This is a genomic window from Pseudoalteromonas sp. NZS100_1 (assembly GCF_015864285.1).
Lineage (GTDB): Bacteria > Pseudomonadota > Gammaproteobacteria > Enterobacterales > Alteromonadaceae > Pseudoalteromonas > Pseudoalteromonas arctica.
In genome coordinates, this window is record NZ_JADYXN010000033.1 from 1 (window position 1) to 17,647 (window position 17,647).

Annotated in this window: 14 protein-coding genes; all 14 read left to right on the forward strand. The window is 40.7% G+C overall.

The features are described from left to right. Window positions 1-355: 355 nt before the first annotated feature. Window positions 356-811, forward strand: a complete 456-nt coding sequence (rimP, locus tag I6F66_RS17605; RefSeq protein WP_002958482.1) for a ribosome maturation factor RimP — start codon at window positions 356-358, stop codon at window positions 809-811. A 39-nt stretch (window positions 812-850) separates the two neighbouring features. Next, a complete protein-coding gene (gene nusA, locus I6F66_RS17610; RefSeq protein ID WP_197141540.1) occupies window positions 851-2,350 on the forward strand; it encodes a transcription termination factor NusA in 1,500 nt (499 codons plus the stop codon). Window positions 2,351-2,375: 25 nt separating this feature from the next. Next, window positions 2,376-5,036 carry a translation initiation factor IF-2 gene (infB, locus tag I6F66_RS17615; RefSeq protein WP_197141542.1) on the forward strand — a complete coding sequence of 887 codons (2,661 nt, stop codon included), beginning with the start codon at window positions 2,376-2,378 and terminating at the stop codon, window positions 5,034-5,036. A 156-nt stretch (window positions 5,037-5,192) separates the two neighbouring features. After that, window positions 5,193-5,678 (forward strand): 30S ribosome-binding factor RbfA, encoded by a 486-nt coding sequence (rbfA, locus tag I6F66_RS17620; protein ID WP_007585506.1) that lies wholly within the window; start codon window positions 5,193-5,195, stop codon window positions 5,676-5,678. Beyond that, entirely contained in the window at window positions 5,662-6,621 is a 960-nt protein-coding gene (gene truB, locus I6F66_RS17625) for a tRNA pseudouridine(55) synthase TruB (RefSeq protein ID WP_007585508.1), read from the forward strand. The genes rbfA and truB overlap by 17 nt, the downstream gene beginning before the upstream one ends. A 153-nt stretch (window positions 6,622-6,774) precedes the next feature. Next, complete coding sequence (rpsO, locus tag I6F66_RS17630) at window positions 6,775-7,044, forward strand: 30S ribosomal protein S15 (RefSeq protein WP_007585509.1); 270 nt, start codon at window positions 6,775-6,777, stop codon at window positions 7,042-7,044. Window positions 7,045-7,664: 620 nt separating this feature from the next. Then, the gene (gene pnp / locus I6F66_RS17635) at window positions 7,665-9,791 is read left to right on the forward strand and encodes a polyribonucleotide nucleotidyltransferase (RefSeq protein WP_007585511.1); all 2,127 of its coding nucleotides are present in this window, start codon (window positions 7,665-7,667) and stop codon (window positions 9,789-9,791) included. A 141-nt stretch (window positions 9,792-9,932) separates the two neighbouring features. After that, window positions 9,933-10,811, forward strand: coding sequence for a lipoprotein NlpI (nlpI, locus tag I6F66_RS17640; protein ID WP_010554683.1), 879 nt, complete (start codon window positions 9,933-9,935; stop codon window positions 10,809-10,811). Continuing rightward, window positions 10,798-11,973: a hypothetical protein gene (locus I6F66_RS17645; RefSeq protein WP_165728933.1), complete on the forward strand. Its 1,176-nt coding sequence runs from the start codon at window positions 10,798-10,800 to the stop codon at window positions 11,971-11,973. Before nlpI ends, I6F66_RS17645 begins: the two co-directional genes overlap by 14 nt. Window positions 11,974-12,188: 215 nt before the next feature. Continuing rightward, a complete protein-coding gene (locus tag I6F66_RS17650; protein WP_165728932.1) occupies window positions 12,189-14,981 on the forward strand; it encodes a monovalent cation/H+ antiporter subunit A in 2,793 nt (930 codons plus the stop codon). Continuing rightward, window positions 14,981-15,334, forward strand: a complete 354-nt coding sequence (locus I6F66_RS17655) for a Na+/H+ antiporter subunit C (RefSeq protein WP_010554685.1) — start codon at window positions 14,981-14,983, stop codon at window positions 15,332-15,334. The genes I6F66_RS17650 and I6F66_RS17655 overlap by 1 nt, the downstream gene beginning before the upstream one ends. Then, window positions 15,331-16,848 (forward strand): monovalent cation/H+ antiporter subunit D, encoded by a 1,518-nt coding sequence (locus I6F66_RS17660; RefSeq protein WP_010554686.1) that lies wholly within the window; start codon window positions 15,331-15,333, stop codon window positions 16,846-16,848. Before I6F66_RS17655 ends, I6F66_RS17660 begins: the two co-directional genes overlap by 4 nt. Next, on the forward strand, window positions 16,848-17,384 hold the full coding sequence (locus I6F66_RS17665; protein ID WP_007585523.1) for a Na+/H+ antiporter subunit E: 537 nt from the start codon (window positions 16,848-16,850) through the stop codon (window positions 17,382-17,384). The genes I6F66_RS17660 and I6F66_RS17665 overlap by 1 nt, the downstream gene beginning before the upstream one ends. Then, window positions 17,378-17,647, forward strand: a complete 270-nt coding sequence (locus I6F66_RS17670) for a K+/H+ antiporter subunit F (RefSeq protein ID WP_007378493.1) — start codon at window positions 17,378-17,380, stop codon at window positions 17,645-17,647. The genes I6F66_RS17665 and I6F66_RS17670 overlap by 7 nt, the downstream gene beginning before the upstream one ends.

Here is a 17,647-nt window from a genome sequence, read left to right on the forward strand (position 1 = left end):
GGGATGGAGCAGTCTGGTAGCTCGTCGGGCTCATAACCCGAAGGTCGTCGGTTCAAATCCGGCTCCCGCAACCAATTCTACTAGTAGGTATTACCTTACTAATTTATATCGCGCATTCTAAGTAATGCGCGTTTTGCGTTTTAGACTATGTAGTTTAATTAGGTCAGTTTACTGACTCGCAACCAAGCTTGGCCCTAGGCCACACAGTTTTATGCTTTATTGGTGTGACGCCCCGCTTGGTTCGGGGCGTTGTTGTATCTGCACCTTGCGATTTGTGGCAATTGTCATCAAATTAAAACTTAAACTCAGTATTTTAGGGCTATAAGCCCTTTTTTTGTTTGTATGGAGGATTTTCGTGACAAAACTTGAACAAGATTTAGTAACCATGTTAACGCCTGCGGTAGAAATGTTAGGCTTTGAATTGCATGGTCTTGAATTTGTGCAAGCGGGTCGCCATTCTACCTTAAGAGTATATATTGCTCATGAGGATGGGATCTCAGTTGATAACTGTGCGGATGCAAGTCGCCAAATTAGTGCGATTTTAGACGTCGAAGACCCAATTACAAATGAATATGATTTGGAAGTATCGTCTCCTGGTGTTGATCGTCTATTATTCAAACAAGATCACTACGAGCAGGCGCAAGGAGAGGAAGTACGCGTGCGTACTAAACTTCCACAGGATGGTCGTCGTAATTTTAAAGGCGACTTAGTAGCAGTTAGCAGCGATATGATCACACTATCTAGCGATGGTGCAGAGCATCTGATCATGCTTAGTAACATCGAACGTGCGAATTTAATCGCGAAGTTTTAAATTCGAGTGCGAAGGAATAGGGCAAGCGAGGCATTACCCATGGCAAAAGAGATATTATTGGTTGCTGAAGCCGTTTCCAATGAGAAAGCGGTTCCAAAAGAAAAGATTTTTGAAGCTCTAGAGTTCGCTTTAGCGACAGCTACAAAGAAAAAACACGATGGCGAAATTGAAGTACGCGTAGCAATTGACCGTAAAACTGGTGATTACGATACGTTCCGTCGTTGGCAGATTGCCGCTGTATTAGAAGATGGTTCTTTAGAGAATCCATACAGCGAAATCACTCTAGAAGCAGCACAGGTTGAAGAACCTGATTTGCAAATGGGTGATTATGTTGAAGAGCAAATCGACTCAATCAAATTTGACCGTATTACAACACAAATGGCTAAGCAAGTTATCGTACAAAAAGTACGTGAAGCTGAGCGTGCTTTAGTTGTTGAAGCATACAAAGATCAAGTAGGTGAGTTGGTAACGGGTGTTGTTAAAAAAGCAACGCGTGACTCTATTGTTCTTGATTTAGGCAATAACGCAGAAGCAGTAATTTACCGTGATGACATGTTACCACGTGAAAACTTCCGCCCGGGTGACCGTATTCGTGGCTTTTTATATGAAGTTAAGCCTGAAGCACGCGGTGCACAATTATTTGTAACGCGCTCTAAACCTGAAATGCTAATGGAATTATTCCGCATTGAGGTGCCAGAAATTGGCGAAGAGATGATTGAATTACGTGCTGCAGCACGTGATCCAGGTTCACGCGCTAAAATTGCTGTTAAATCTAACGACAAACGCATTGACCCAATTGGTGCATGTGTTGGTATGCGTGGCGCACGAGTGCAAGCTGTATCGTCAGAACTTGGCGGTGAGCGTGTTGATATCGTACTTTACGATGACAACCCGGCACAATTTGTTATCAATGCAATGGCGCCAGCAGAAGTTGCTTCAATCGTAATGGATGAAGACACTCACTCAATGGATATCGCTGTAGAAGCAGATAACCTAGCGCAAGCAATTGGTCGTAATGGTCAAAACGTTCGTTTAGCAAGTCAGTTAACTGGCTGGGAACTAAACGTAATGACTGTTGAAGACATGCGTACTAAAAATGAAGCTGAATCTGATAAGTTACTTAACTTATTCACTGAAAATTTAGAAATTGATGATGAGTTTGCATCATTACTTATCAACGAAGGTTTCTCTACACTTGAAGAAGTGGCGTATGTACCAGCGTCTGAATTTTTAGAAATTGATGGTCTTGATGAAGAGACTGTAGATTTACTGCGTTCACGCGCAAAAGATGCATTGACTACTAAAGCACTTAAAACGGAAGAAAGCTTAGATGGCGCAGAGCCAGCTGAAGACTTACTTGCGCTTGAAGGCTTAGAACGTCACTTAGCATTTGTGATGGCAAGCAAGGGTGTTGTTACACTTGAAGACTTGGCAGAACAAGGTATTGACGAATTAGTTGATATCACAGAAGTTTCATCTGAAAAAGCGGGTGAACTGATTATGGCTGCACGAAACATTTGTTGGTTTGCAGACGAGTAATTTATTAACGGAGGTATTACACACTATGGCAGAAGTAAATGTTGAAAAACTAGCCGGCGATATAGGTACGACTGTTGATAAATTGCTACAGCAGTTTTCACAAGCAGGTATCACTAAGCAAGCAACTGATAATGTAACAGAAGCTGAAAAAGCAACGTTACTTGATCATTTAAGTAAGCATCATGGCGGTACAGGTTCAGATGGCCCTGCGCGCATGACTTTACAACGTAAGAGCAAAAGCACGCTAAGTGTGACTGGCTCTACGGGTAAAGCAAAAGATGTTCAAGTTGAAGTTCGCAAAACACGTACTTACGTGAAGAAAAGCGCAATGGAACAAGAGCAAGAGCAAGCACGCTTAGCTGCTGAAGAAAAAGTGCGCCTTGAAGAGCAGCAAAAAGCTGACCAAGAAGCCGCAGAATTAAAAGCGAAACAAGAGGCAGAACGCAAAGCGAAAGAAGACGCTGACCGTAAAGCCAAAGAAGAAGCTAAACGCAAAGCTGATGCAGAGCGTAAAGCGAAACAAAAGCAGATGACCCCAGAGCAAAGTGCTAAGTCTGAGAAAGATCGCATAGAAGCTGAGCGTCTGCAAAAAGAAGCAGAAGAGGCCGCATTGAAGAAAGCTGAAGAAGAAGCGAAACGTCAAGCAGAAGAAGCAAGAAAGCTAGCTGAAGAGAATTCAGCACGCTGGAAGAAAGAAGAAGAAGAACGTAAGAAACGCGAAGAAACAGCGGATCACCATCTTACGACTTCTACTTATGCACGTGAAGCAGAAGATGTTGCCGATGCTCGTGATGAGCAAGGTACACGCCGTGCTAAGAAAAAGAAAAAAGCGCCAGCAAAAGATAAATTTGCAGCGTCAAGAGGCCGTAACAAGTCTAAGCTAAAAGCGCCAGCATCATTACAACATGGTTTCCAAAAACCAACTGTTGATGTTAAAAATGAAGTGCGTATTAGCGAAACAATTACAGTAGCCGAGCTTGCATCACGCATGGCCGTTAAAGGCGCTGAAGTTGTTAAAACAATGATGAAAATGGGTGACATGGTTACTATTAACCAAGTGATTGACCAAGAAGCTGCACAATTAGTTGCAGAAGAAATGGGTCACAAAGTTATCATTGTTAAAGAAAACGAATTAGAGCAAACAGTACTTAATGACCGCCATGAAGATGGTAAGTCAGAGCCTCGTGCTCCAGTAGTAACTGTAATGGGTCACGTTGACCATGGTAAAACATCTACGCTAGATTACATTCGTTCTGCGAAGGTTGCTTCTGGCGAAGCCGGTGGTATTACACAGCATATTGGTGCATACCATGTTGATGTAAACGGCAATATGATTACGTTCTTAGATACTCCAGGACATGCTGCATTTACATCAATGCGTGCTCGTGGTGCTAAAGCGACTGATATCGTAATCCTAGTGGTTGCAGCAGATGATGGCGTTATGCCACAAACTAAAGAAGCGGTACAGCATGCACGTGCAGCTGGCGTTCCTTTAATCATTGCTGTAAACAAAATGGATAAAGAAGGCGCAGATCCAGATCGTGTTAAAAACGAACTTGCTGTACTAGACGTTATTCCAGAAGAATGGGGCGGCGATACGCAGTACGTTCATATCTCAGCTAAAACTGGCTTAGGTATTGACGACCTTCTTGAAGCAGTATTGAACCAATCTGAGCTTCTAGAGCTTTCTGCACCGACTGAAGGTATGGCGGCTGGTGTTGTTATTGAATCTCGTCTTGATAAAGGCCGTGGTCCAGTAGCATCAGTACTTGTTCAATCTGGTACGCTTAACCAAGGTGACATTGTATTATGTGGTCTTGAGTATGGCCGTGTTCGTGCAATGCGCGATGAAAACGGTAAAGACATTAAGTCTGCTGGTCCATCTATTCCAGTTGAGATTTTAGGTCTTTCTGGTATTCCAGCTGCGGGCGACGAAGCGACTGTAGTTAAAGATGAACGTAAAGCGCGTGAAGTTGCTTTATACCGTCAAGGTAAGTTCCGCGATGTTAAACTAGCACGTCAACAAAAAGCTAAGCTTGAAAACATGTTTACTAACATGACTGAAGGCGATGTTTCTGAAGTTAACGTGGTACTTAAAGCTGACGTTCAAGGTTCTATCGAAGCAATCTCTGATTCACTAACTAAACTTTCTACTGATGAAGTAAAAGTGAAGATTGTTGGTTCAGGTGTTGGTGGTATTACCGAAACTGATGCAACACTAGCTGCAGCGTCTAACGCAATTGTAGTTGGCTTTAACGTTCGTGCTGATGCTTCAGCTCGTAAAGTTATCGAGACTGAAAACTTAGACCTACGTTACTACAGCGTAATTTATGCCTTGATTGACGAAGTTAAACAAGCAATGTCAGGTATGTTAGCGCCAGAGTTTAAACAAGAAATCATTGGTCTTGCTCAAGTTCGTGACGTATTCAAGTCTCCAAAAATTGGCGCAATCGCTGGTTGTATGGTTACTGAAGGTGTTATTAAACGTAGCGCTCCAATCCGTGTACTACGTGAAAACGTTGTTATCTATGAAGGTGAACTTGAGTCACTTCGTCGCTTTAAAGACGATGTTGCTGATGTTCGTAACGGCATGGAATGTGGTATCGGCGTTAAGAACTACAATGACGTACGTGTTGGTGACCAAATCGAAGTATTCGAAACAGTTGAAGTACAACGTACTCTATAATTGTTACTAGGGAGTATTGAACGCTCAGGTTAACGCCGGACGTTCTACACACCCTACGCTAAGATTTTAAATGGGGGCTTAGCCCCCATTTGCATATCCATTATTTAGTTAACTTATTATTTAATTTCAATAAGTTATTATTTTAGGACAAGTATAATGAGAGAATTTTCTCGCACTGATCGTGTTGCACAGCAAATCCAAAAAGAGATTGCTGTAATTTTACAACGCGAAATTAAAGATCCACGCTTAGGTATGGTGACAGTGTCAGCGGTAGAAGTATCGCGCGATTTATCTTATGCCAAAATTTTCATTACTGTGTTTAACACACAAGATGAAGACGCAGCAAAGCAAAGCGCAAAAGTACTTAATGAAGCAACGGGCTATATTCGCTCGTTACTTGGTAAGCGTATCCGTGCACGTATAATGCCTGAGTTAAAGTTTGTAGTTGATAACTCATTAATGGAAGGTATGCGTATTTCTAACTTAGTGGATTCTATTATCCGCGAAGATAACGCAAAGCATGTAGATGAAGACGTAGAAAGTGTTGATGCTGCTGATGTTTCAGATAGCGAAGAAGGTACTGATCACGTAGACGATACAGATAGCGAAGAAGGCACTGATACAGATGGCAAAGCGCAGTAAAGGCCGTGCAGTTGACGGTATTTTGTTGTTAAACAAACCTGAAGGCATTTCATCAAATAAAGCATTACAGCAAGCAAAAAGTGTTTATTTTGCGCAAAAAGCTGGACACACAGGTGCTTTAGATCCACTTGCCACAGGTATGCTGCCAATTTGTTTTGGTGAAGCGACTAAGTTTACGCAGTTTTTACTCGATACAGATAAAACCTATATCGTTCGAGCACAACTGGGTGAGCGTACAACAACATCAGATTCTGATGGCGAAATTGTTAGCACTAAAGATGTGAACGTTACGCGTGAACAGCTAACAAAAGAAATAGCTGCTTTTGTTGGTGAGTCTGAACAATATCCGTCAATGTACTCAGCTCTTAAGTACCAAGGTAGACCGTTATATAAGTACGCGCGCGAAGGTATTGAAGTTCCTCGTAAATGCAGAAAAATAAACGTGTTTAGCTTATCGTTTGACGAATTTGATGAACAAAGCAACGTATTACAAATGACGGCCCATGTATCTAAAGGGACCTACATTCGTACAATCGTTGATGATTTAGGCGAAAACCTAGGCTGTGGCGCACACGTTATTATGCTCCACAGAACCGCTGTTGGTCAGTATCCGGCAGATAAAATGGTCTCGCTTGATGAGATTGAAGCGTTGCTTGCTAAAGCGAAAGAAGAAGAGCTTGCGCCTTCAACTTATTTAGACTCGCTATTGCTACCAATTGATACTGCTTTAACTGATTTACCCGTTGTTGAAATTACAAAAGAACAAGGGGGGATTTTTAGTCACGGGCAAGCTGTAGAATTATCAATCGCTTTACCTGATGGTGCAATTAAAGTTGTTGCGGATAATATATTTATTGGTACTGGTGAGCGCAACTCAAACGGTCATTTAAAGGTTAAACGTGGTCTTGCTAGTCAGCAAGACGATTACGTAAAGCCTGAATAAGCAACTAATGTGCCTAACGGTGGCTTATTAGTTGTAGTTGGGGATAATTAGCTTGTAGTTATTCCTACAGTTGGTAGAATACGCCCGCTTAATCGTTTTGGCTGAATTAGTGATCGGCTAAGACACCTTTTAAATTTAATTTTTGGAGTTACTATGTCACTAAGCAATCAAGAAAAAATCGATATCATTGCTAAATTTGCACGTGCAGAAGGCGATACAGGTTCATCAGAAGTACAAGTAGCATTACTTACTTTTGACATCAACAAGCTTCAAGGTCACTTTGCTGATCACAAGCATGACTTCCACTCACGTCGTGGTCTGCTTCGTAAAGTAAGCACTCGCCGTAAACTACTTGATTACCTTAAAGGTAAAGACATCACTAGTTATACTGCGTTAATCAAAGAACTTGGCCTACGTCGCTAAGAACTAGATTATAGAAAAAGGAGCTTTTTAGCTCCTTTTTTTGTGCCTAAAATTTGTGTTTCCAAATTAAGAAAATTCTTAAACCTATTGAATTATAATATAAAACCCCCATTTCATAGACTACCAATAGCTGTTGTATTTACCCGCTAATTAGCCCAGTTTAAATCTAGTAGCGAGTGTGTGTTGACCTTTCGTGATTAATTTTGCAGCTGTATGTTTGGTCTTTAGGCAAGGCAGCGCCTATGTAGTGTGGTTATTCCCCATAAATAGGCGATAACGCAGCATAAATGCCAAACATGCGCTGCCCTGCGGGTTCATCCTAGGGGCGATTAACTCTTTGTTGCTCGATTTTTACTTAGCCCACTAGGTTACAAATCTCGCGCCGTGATTAAATCGACCCTAGATTGAACAAATTTCAATCCACAAAGATCAACACACCCTAGACTCGCATTTTGAAGCAGCTTTGGTATATACTATGCGCGTAGGTAAAAAGGTTTATCTACGCTTATTCACATCATTGCCAATTGTAGTACTTAATTGATTTCCAACTGAATACAATTATGTACTGTAATTGGTACTTTGATGACAACTTATTAGAATACATTTAAGGAATATTTTAAGTGCAAGCAATTATTAAAGAATTCAAACTAGGTCAACATACAGTGACTCTAGAAACTGGTGCAATCGCTCGTCAAGCAGACGGCGCTGTACTTGCAAGCATTGGCGACACTTCAGTTTTAGTAACTGTTGTTGGTAAGCGTGAAGCACAACCTGGCCAAGACTTTTTCCCACTAACAGTTAACTACCAAGAGCGTATGTATGCTGCTGGTCGTATCCCAGGTGGTTTCTTAAAGCGTGAAGGTCGTCCTAACGATGGCGAAACACTTATTGCACGTCTTATTGACCGTCCAATTCGTCCACTTTTCCCAAGCGGTTTTGTAAACGAAGTACAAGTTATTGCTACTGTTGTTTCTGTTAACCCTGAAATCCAACCTGATATGGTTGCGATGATTGGTACTTCAGCAGCACTTGCTATCTCTGGTATCCCGTTCAGTGGTCCAATTGGTGCATCTCGCGTTGGTTACATCAACGGCGAATATGTACTTAACCCTACATTAAAAGAGCTTGAAGAAAGCCAACTTGATTTAGTGGTAGCCGGTACTGATAAAGCGGTACTTATGGTTGAATCAGAAGCTAACGTACTTGCAGAAGACGTAATGCTTGGCGCTGTTGTATATGGTCATGAGCAATCTCAAGCGATCATCACTGCAATCGAAGAATTTAAAGCAGAAGCAGGCAAGCCTACTTGGGATTGGACTGCACCAGCTAAAAACGTTGCACTAGAAGATAAAGTTGCAGCAATTGCTGCTGATAAAGTAGGCGCAGCTTACTTAATCACTGATAAAGTAGCGCGTAAAGAAGCACTTGGCGTAGCTAAAGATGAAGTTGTTGCAGTGTTAACAGCTGAACTTGCTGAAGGCGAGTCTTTAGATAAGCAAGAAATTGGTAAAATCTTCGGTTCACTTGAGAAGAAAATCGTTCGTGGCCGTATCGCTTCTGGCGAAAAACGTATCGATGGTCGTGAACCAGATATGATTCGTGCACTAGATGTAATGACTGGCGTATTACCGCGTACTCACGGTTCTGCTATCTTTACTCGTGGCGAAACTCAAGCGTTAGTAACAGCTACACTTGGTACAGAACGTGATTCACAGTTAATCGACGATTTAACGGGTACTCATAAAAACCACTTTATGCTTAACTACAACTTCCCTCCATTCTGTGTAGGTGAAACTGGTTTTGTTGGTTCTCCTAAGCGTCGTGAAATCGGCCATGGTAACCTTGCTAAGCGTGGTATTGCTGCTGTAATGCCAACATTGACTGAATTCCCATATTCAATCCGTGTAGTATCTGAAATCACTGAATCAAACGGTTCATCTTCAATGGCTTCTGTATGTGGTACTTCACTTGCACTTATGAATGCCGGTGTACCAATTAAAGCGTCTGTTGCTGGTATTGCGATGGGTCTAGTTAAAGAAGACGATAAATTCGTTGTTCTTTCTGACATCTTAGGTGATGAAGATCACTTAGGTGACATGGACTTTAAAGTTGCTGGTACAGCTGCAGGTATCACTGCACTTCAAATGGATATCAAAATCGAAGGTATCACTCAAGAAATCATGCAAATTGCGCTTAAACAAGCAAAAGCTGCACGTTTACATATCTTAGAAGTGATGGACGAAGCAATTTCTGCTCCTTCTGAAGAGCTATCAATGTTTGCTCCTCGCATATACACAATGAAAATCCCACAGAAGAAAATCGCTGAAGTTATCGGTAAAGGTGGCGCAACTATTCGTCAGCTTACTGAAGAAACTGGTACAACGATTGAAATCGGTGACGACGGTACGATTAAAATTGCCGCTACAGATGGCGAAAGTGCAGCTAATGCAATTAGCCGTATTGAGCAATTAACAGCTGAACTTGAAGTAGGTACTATCTACGAAGGTAAAGTTGTACGTATTGTTGATTTCGGTGCGTTTGTAAACATTCTTCCTGGTAAAGATGGTCTAGTACATATTTCTCAAATTAGTACTGAGCGCGTTAATAACGTGGCTGATCACCTTTCTGAAGGTCAAGAAGTTAAAGTTAAAGTACTAGAAGTAGATCGCCAAGGCCGTGTACGTCTAAGTATTAAAGAAGCAATGGAATCAGCAGCACCTGCAGCTGACGCGCCAACTGACGCGTAATTGTTAACTTATTAATCTAGTTATATTAGCTAGATGATAAAAAAGGGGCTGTTTAGCCCCTTTTTTTATGCTTTAATGAAACCTTATTGGACAAGGTCTGTCTTATATTAATCGCGATATATCTTGGTATTAAGGATTTTAATGATACTCAAACATTTAGCTTTGGCATCTTTTGCTATTTTGTCTTTAAGCGCTTGCCAAACTACAACAGAATCAGAACCAACCCCGATTGTTAATGTGCCATTTACTGCACCTTTAGCCTCTGACTTTAGAAGTGAAATTGCTATTGCACGCTACTCAGAGTTATTGAATAGGGCTGACTTAAGCGAAGAGCAACAAGCTAAGCTTTATTACGACCGTGGTGTACTTTTCGATAGTCTAGGTATGACCACTCTTTCGCGTATTGATTTTAACCGCGCAGTAAAACTTAAGCCTGATTTAGCTGAAGTGTATAATTTTTTAGGTATTCAACATACGCTTATGCAGCAGTACGAAAAAGCCTATGAGTTTTTCGATTCAGCTCTAGAACTTGATGAAGAGCATGAATACGCCTATTTAAATCGAGGAATTGCACTGTATTACGGCGATAGAGCTGGCCTTGCTAAAAATGACTTTAATGAGTTTTTAGCCCGTTCTCCTAACGATCCGTACCGTGTTTTATGGGTTTATTTAGCCCAGGCACAAGAGGATAAAGTAATCGCACTTGATGCCCTTAAACAAAATGCGACTGCGCTTGATGATTCACAATGGGCGTATCAGTTAATTTCTCTTTATACGGGCGATATGAGTGAACATGCATTTTTATCAGGCATTAGTGATGGTGTTAGAACTGAGCAAGAATATGCGCAACGTTTATGTGAAGCTTATTTTTACTTAGCCAAAATGCATCAAGCAGCGGGTGAGCTGTACTTAGCATCAGACTATTTTAGGCTTGCGCTAGCAACCAATGTACATGAGTTTATTGAGTACAAATATGCGCGTTTAGAACTTGAGTTGATGGAAGGTGTTGACGCAAGTTAAGCGTTTTAAATTAATAGGTGTATTACTATGTTGTTTGTTAATTACAGGCTCGAGTAATTACCTTGGCGCTATTGGCTTTTGGCATGTTTTAAATACAAAAGCCAATGTTCTACAAAGTTATTGGAATTCACCAGCTTATTTTTCTGATCACCTAGAGCAGTTACCAAAGACCTCTTTAGCTATACTTGCTCGCAGTAAAATTTCCTCAGCACAATATATGTATTCTCTTAAGCTTATTAAAAGCAGTCAGAGTGATACTGCAAAACAATTTTGGCTCTCCGCTATAAATGACTTAACAATCCCAGAGCGTAAAATATTAGCAACAAAGTTACTTGAGCAATCACGTTGGAGCGATTTAGAGTTACTCGCTAGTAAAAACAAATTACCAGCAGGGGATGTACTAAATCATCTAAAACTTCAGTTAAAAATACCACAGAGTAAAATATCTACCGCGTTTATCCACGATCTCGGTTTTTCATCTTTAAGAAATATAAGCAAACCTAATAAGCAATGTATGTTTAACGTGCTGACTATGAGCGATCATCGCAGTGGCTTATATAAACTTACAGAGTTTATTAATGCTTATAATAAACAACCAGAGCCCCGTGAAAATATTTTTTGCTTTTCAAAACCCGTTTACGTTGCGGGTATGCTTGAGTGTAAAAGTAGTACTAGTCAAATAGCAAAGTGTGACTGGCAATCATCTAAACTTAATAGCCAGCTTCCTAACAATTTTGATTTTATAGTGATGATGCCTAAAGATGGAACGGCTAATGTCACGAAGGGAACAATGCTAATAAACTCAAAAGCAAAATACAGTATATTTTTGCATGAGCTGATGCATTTTAACGGTTTTGAAGATGAATACGCTTTGCCTAAAACTAAGCAAGCATGGTTGTGTGCAAAAACGGGTTTTGTTGCACCTAATTTATTTATTTCTCATGGTGAGTCACCGCCAACAGGTTGGCATAAAGCAAAGAGTTGCCAGGTAGGAGGTATTGCTTATAAACCTAGTGAAAATTGGTCTATTATGCAATATCAGCAGTTAGGGCTCTCAGCGCAGTATAGACAACTTTGGTTGAAACATTTAGATATGACCAATGGTAACTTTCATCGTCACCCTGGCGCGCTTACATTTGCAAATAAGGCCATATTAAATTAACAATTATCAGTATTAATTAATTGTTTTTTTAGGCTTAATAAATTGTTAGTTCTTGTTTAAAAAACACCCATACAGAACCGCTTTTTATAGACAAAATCAGTGTTTTTCAGTATAACTATAGTCATTAATGTCGTTTAAAAACAGGCAGTAAAAGCATCACTTAGTATTAAAAAGAGATGCCCTAATAAACTTATGATAATAAAAGGCCCTACATTATGACTTTGCTCTGGATACCCTTGTTATCCTTAATTGGCAGTGTTATTTCTGCATGCACAGGTAAGTTATCCCGCAATTTAAGCACTAGTTTAACGGCTCTTGCGCCTTTGACGGCTTTGGGGATTACTCTATACCATGCACCTGCCGTTTTAGCGGGCGAAACCATTCGTTATTCTTTAGCTTGGATCCCGTCAATAGGACTCGATTTGTCTCTGCGGTTAGACGGCCTCAGTTTATTGTTTATGTTTATGATTTTAGGCATAGGCTTGCTCGTTATCCTCTACACCCGTTACTACCTAAGCGCTAATGACTCAATGGCTAAGCTATATAGTTACTTAATGCTATTTATGACTGCAATGCTTGGTATTGTTATGTCTAACAACGTCATTCAACTGTGGTTGTTTTGGGAATTAACGAGCATCAGCTCATTTTTATTAATTAGTTTTTGGTGGCATAAATCAGAAGCGCGAAAAGGCGCACGTATGGCGCTTGCTGTAACAGGCGCGGGCGGCTTAGCGTTACTTGCTGGATTGATGCTATTAGGTGATATTGTTGGTAGTTACGACCTAGATGTTATTCTAGCGAGTAAAGCAATAATTCAATCTCATGATTTATACGAAGTAGCATTGGTATTGGTGCTACTGGGTGCGTTTACTAAATCGGCACAATTTCCATTTCACTTTTGGCTTCCTCATGCAATGGCAGCGCCTACGCCAGTAAGCGCGTATTTACATTCTGCGACGATGGTAAAAGCCGGTATATTTTTGTTAGCACGTTTTCATCCTGCTTTAGCCGGCACCGATACTTGGTTCTTGCTCGTTGGGTTAACGGGTTTAGCTACGCTGTTGTTTGGCGCTTATATAGCACTATTCAAACACGACTTAAAAGGCTTGTTAGCCTATTCAACAATAAGCCATTTGGGTTTAATAACGCTATTACTCGGACTTGATACTGAACTTGCGACTGTTGCTGCTATTTTTCACATAATTAACCATGCGACGTTTAAAGCGTCGTTATTTATGGCCGTTGGTATTATTGATCACGAAACGGGCACGCGCGATATGCGTAAATTAAATGGTATGTGGCGATACTTACCATACACTGCAACGCTTGCGATGGTCGCGGCGGCTGCAATGGCAGGAGTTCCTTTACTAAATGGCTTCTTGTCTAAAGAAATGTTTTTTGCAGAAACGCTGCATCAGCAAGTGCTTGGTTCTATGTCGTGGTTAATTCCAGTACTGGCAACTGTTGCAGGTGCATTAGCTGTTGCGTACTCAGCACGCTTTATTCATGACGTGTTTTTTAATGGTGAACCAATTGATTTACCTCGTACGCCGCATGAGCCACCGCGCTATATGCGTGTACCAATAGAAATACTTGTTGTGATTTGTTTGTTAGTGGGTATGTTCCCGCACTTTACAATTGATGGCATTTTATCTGCGGCGTCTTTAGCTGTACTTGGAAAAGAAATGCCTGTTTACGAATTAGCTATCTGGCATGGGTTTAACTTGCCTCTACTAATGAGTGCGATGGCGATTGCTGGCGGCTTATTTATTTATATTAATCGTAAATATCTATTTCAATTTCAAGCATCACTACCACCTCTAAACGCTAAAAAAACGTTTGAACGTGTAATCTTAAATATTGTTGCTTGGTGTCAGTCAAAAGTAAACAGTACAGAAAATGGATCGCTGCAGCGCTACCTTGTAATTATGTTAGCGGTAGTATTACTGTGTGCAGGTTGGCCGTTATTTGAAATGCAACAACTTGCCGGAAGCATGCCACTTACCCCTGTTGATGTGCACAATGCAATTGGTGCAGGCTTATTGATTATTGGTGCTCTTGCCACCGTTATTTGGCATCGCTCTCGAATGGTATCGCTATTAATGCTCTCAATTGTAGGATTAATGGTGTCGGTTGTATTTACACGCTTTTCTGCTCCAGATTTAGCGCTTACGCAGCTAACCGTTGAGGTTGTTACTATTATTTTACTTATGTTGGCATTGTTTTTCTTGCCGCAGCATACGCCAAAAGAATCAAGTTCATTACGCGTACTTCGAGACTTAGCAATAGCCTCTACGTTAGGTGTAGTGATAGCGAGTATTTGTTACGCATTACTTACACGTCCATTAGATTCAATCTCAGACTTCTTTATTGCTAACGCTAAAATAGGTGGCGGTGGTACCAACGTGGTTAACGTTATTTTGGTCGACTTTAGGGGCTTTGATACGCTTGGAGAAATTACCGTATTAGGTATTGCCGCATTAGGTATATTTAAAGTACTTTCTCGAATTCCATTATTTATGCCAGCAAGCGACAGCGAAGGGCGCCCATGGGCTAAAGAACGTCATCCAATATTACTGGCGAGTATTTCACAAAGTTTATTACCGCTTGCGTTATTAGTTTCTGCATATATTTTCCTACGTGGACATAACTTACCTGGTGGTGGCTTTATTGCAGGACTGGTAACGTCAATCGCGTTTATTTTGCAATACATGGCGCATGGTACAGCATGGATAAACGAACGCTTTGATGTTAATTATCGCAAAATTATAGCCTCAGGCATCGGTATTTCTTTGTTTACAGGTGTGGGTAGTTGGTTCTTCGATAAGCCATTTTTAACAACTTGGTTTGACTACTTTGATATTCCGTTTGTCGGTAAAACAGAGCTTGCCAGCGCGATTGCATTTGACCTAGGTGTTTACTTAACTGTTGTAGGCGCTACGTTAATGATTTTAGCAAGCTTAGGTAATATGACAGCAGATACCCAGAAAAAAGAGGTAAATATTTAATGGAATTATTGTACGCATCTTGCGTTGGAGTATTGGTCAGTTGCGGTGTGTTTTTACTGCTGAGAGCTCGTACATTCCCTGTAGTACTTGGGCTTACTATGATTTCATACGCTGTTAATTTATTTTTGTTTTCAGCAGGTCGCCTTACTATTAATAAAGCGGTAGTACTTGGTACTGGCACAGAATACGCCGATCCTCTACCTCAAGCATTAGTACTAACTGCAATAGTGATTGGTTTTGCGATGACCGCATTTGTGGTTATTTTGGCAATACGTGGGCGCGCCGATTTAGGTAGTGACCATGTTGATGGTTATGTGCCTAACACCTCTGCAGATAATAAGGAGCAAAAATGATCCAACATTTAGCTTCGCTACCTATTTTATTACCTATGTTGACGGCAGTTATTTTATTGCTGCCGCCATGTGGTAAAAGCGTCAAAATTCGCCGCTTAGTTTCAATTGTAATGGCAATAGCTACTTTTGCCATTAGTGTGCTTTTACTTGTACATATTAATAATACAGGTATTAATGTTTACGCTATTGGTAGTTGGTCTGCACCATTTGGGATAGTCTTAGTCGCTGACATGTTATCTACCTTATTGGTTACGTTAACTTCACTTTTAGGTTTGGGCGCTATTTTATATGGTAGTGCTGGCGATGATGAAAAGGGCAGCTTTTATCATCCACTTGTTCATTTTTTAATATTGGGTGTAAATGGCGCGTTTTTAACTGGCGATTTATTTAACCTATTTGTATTTTTTGAAGTGTTACTGATTGCATCATATGCACTGTTAATGCACGCAGGTGATAAACAAAACACTCGTGCGGCACTGCAATATGTAATATTAAATTTAGTTGGCTCAAGCGTATTTTTAATCGGTTTGGGTATTTTGTACGGTGTACTTGGTACGCTTAATATTGCAGATATGGCGCAAAAAGTATCACAGCTTTCGGGCGATGATGTATACCTAGCAAAAGCAGGTGGTTTATTACTATTAATTGTATTTGCTTTAAAGGCCGCACTATTACCTCTGCATTTATGGCTTCCAAATACGTATTCAAGCGCTAAACCTGTGGTTGCTGCATTGTTTGCGATTATGACCAAAGTAGGCGTTTACGCCATGCTTCGTGTTTACACGGTGATATTTGGCGAACAAGCAGGAGCGCTTGAACATATGGCGCAGCCTTGGCTTTGGGGCTTAGCAATTGCCACCATTATAGTGGGTGCCATTGGCGTTATGGCAGCGCAAGACTTACGTAAACTCACCTCTAACTTAGTATTAGTATCGGTAGGTACGTTGGTTGCGCTAATTGCATTGCAAAATGTAAATGCCACTGCTGCACTTTTATATTATTTAGTGCATTCAACACTTGTTAGTGCCGCACTGTTTTTACTAGCAGACTTAGTTTCAATCCAGCGCGGTAAAGTTGGTGATAGGCTAGTAGCGGGTCGCTCTGTTAAACAACCATTTTTATTAGGTGTGTGCTTTATTGTTGCGGCTTTAACTGTAGTTGGTATGCCGCCACTATCAGGCTTTGTAGGTAAAATTTGGATACTTAAAGCCACATTAAATAGTGAGCAAGCTTTACTATTTTGGCCTGTATATTTAGTAACAAGCTTCGCGTTGTTGGTAGCGCTTTCGCGTGCTGGCACGACCTTGTTTTGGGAGCATAAAAGTAAAAATAGCGAAAACGCAGATTGTGCAAATGCACACCCGTTGCAGGTAATTGTAATTATAGGTTTACTTGCGTGTTCGCCATTGCTCGTTATTTTTGGCGGACCAATAAGTGAATACATGCTAGGTGCTGCTACTCAGTTACATGATATAAGCGGCGGTATTAATGCTGTACTTAAAGGAGGCATGTGATGAGATTACAAGCCCGTTTTCGTTGGTTACCAACGCCATTTCGTAGCTTATTTTTGTTTATGGTTTGGCTATTGTTAAATAATAGCGTGTCGGTAGGGCACTTAGTATTAGCGACTATTTTTGCAATACTTATCCCGATATTAAGTTTTTCGCTTCGCGAGCCTCAGCCACTAATTTTAAAGCCGGGCTTGGCTCTTAAGCAGTTGCTTATTGTGCTGTACGATATTGTCGTAGCAAATTTACAAGTGGCTTTACTTATACTTGGGCCATCTAAAAATTTGCGTCCGGCATTTATAAAAGTACCGATAGATTTAACTCATGATATGCCAATTACCATATTGGCCAGTAGTGTATCGCTTACACCCGGTACAGTGAGTGCAGAGGTTTACCCAATTGCTGAATCGTTACCTGAGGGTGAAGAGCCAACACAACGCTACTTATTAATACATGTGCTTGACCTTAAAGATGAAGAAGCACTTATCAAACAAATAAAACAACGCTACGAAGCTCCACTAAAGGAGATATTTCAATGTTAGACACCGTATTACTCATTGTTTTTTCGATGATTGGCTTATCATTATTGCTTAATTTATGGCGATTGATCATTGGTCCATCAGTGCCTGATCGTGTTTTAGCGCTCGATACAATGTACATTAACGTCATTGCACTGATTATTTTATATAGCATTAGTATGGATACAGGGCTTTATTTTGAAGCTGCACTGCTTATTGCCATGCTAGGTTTCATAAGTACAGTTGCAGTGTGTAAGTATTTACTACGTGGCGATATAATTGAATAA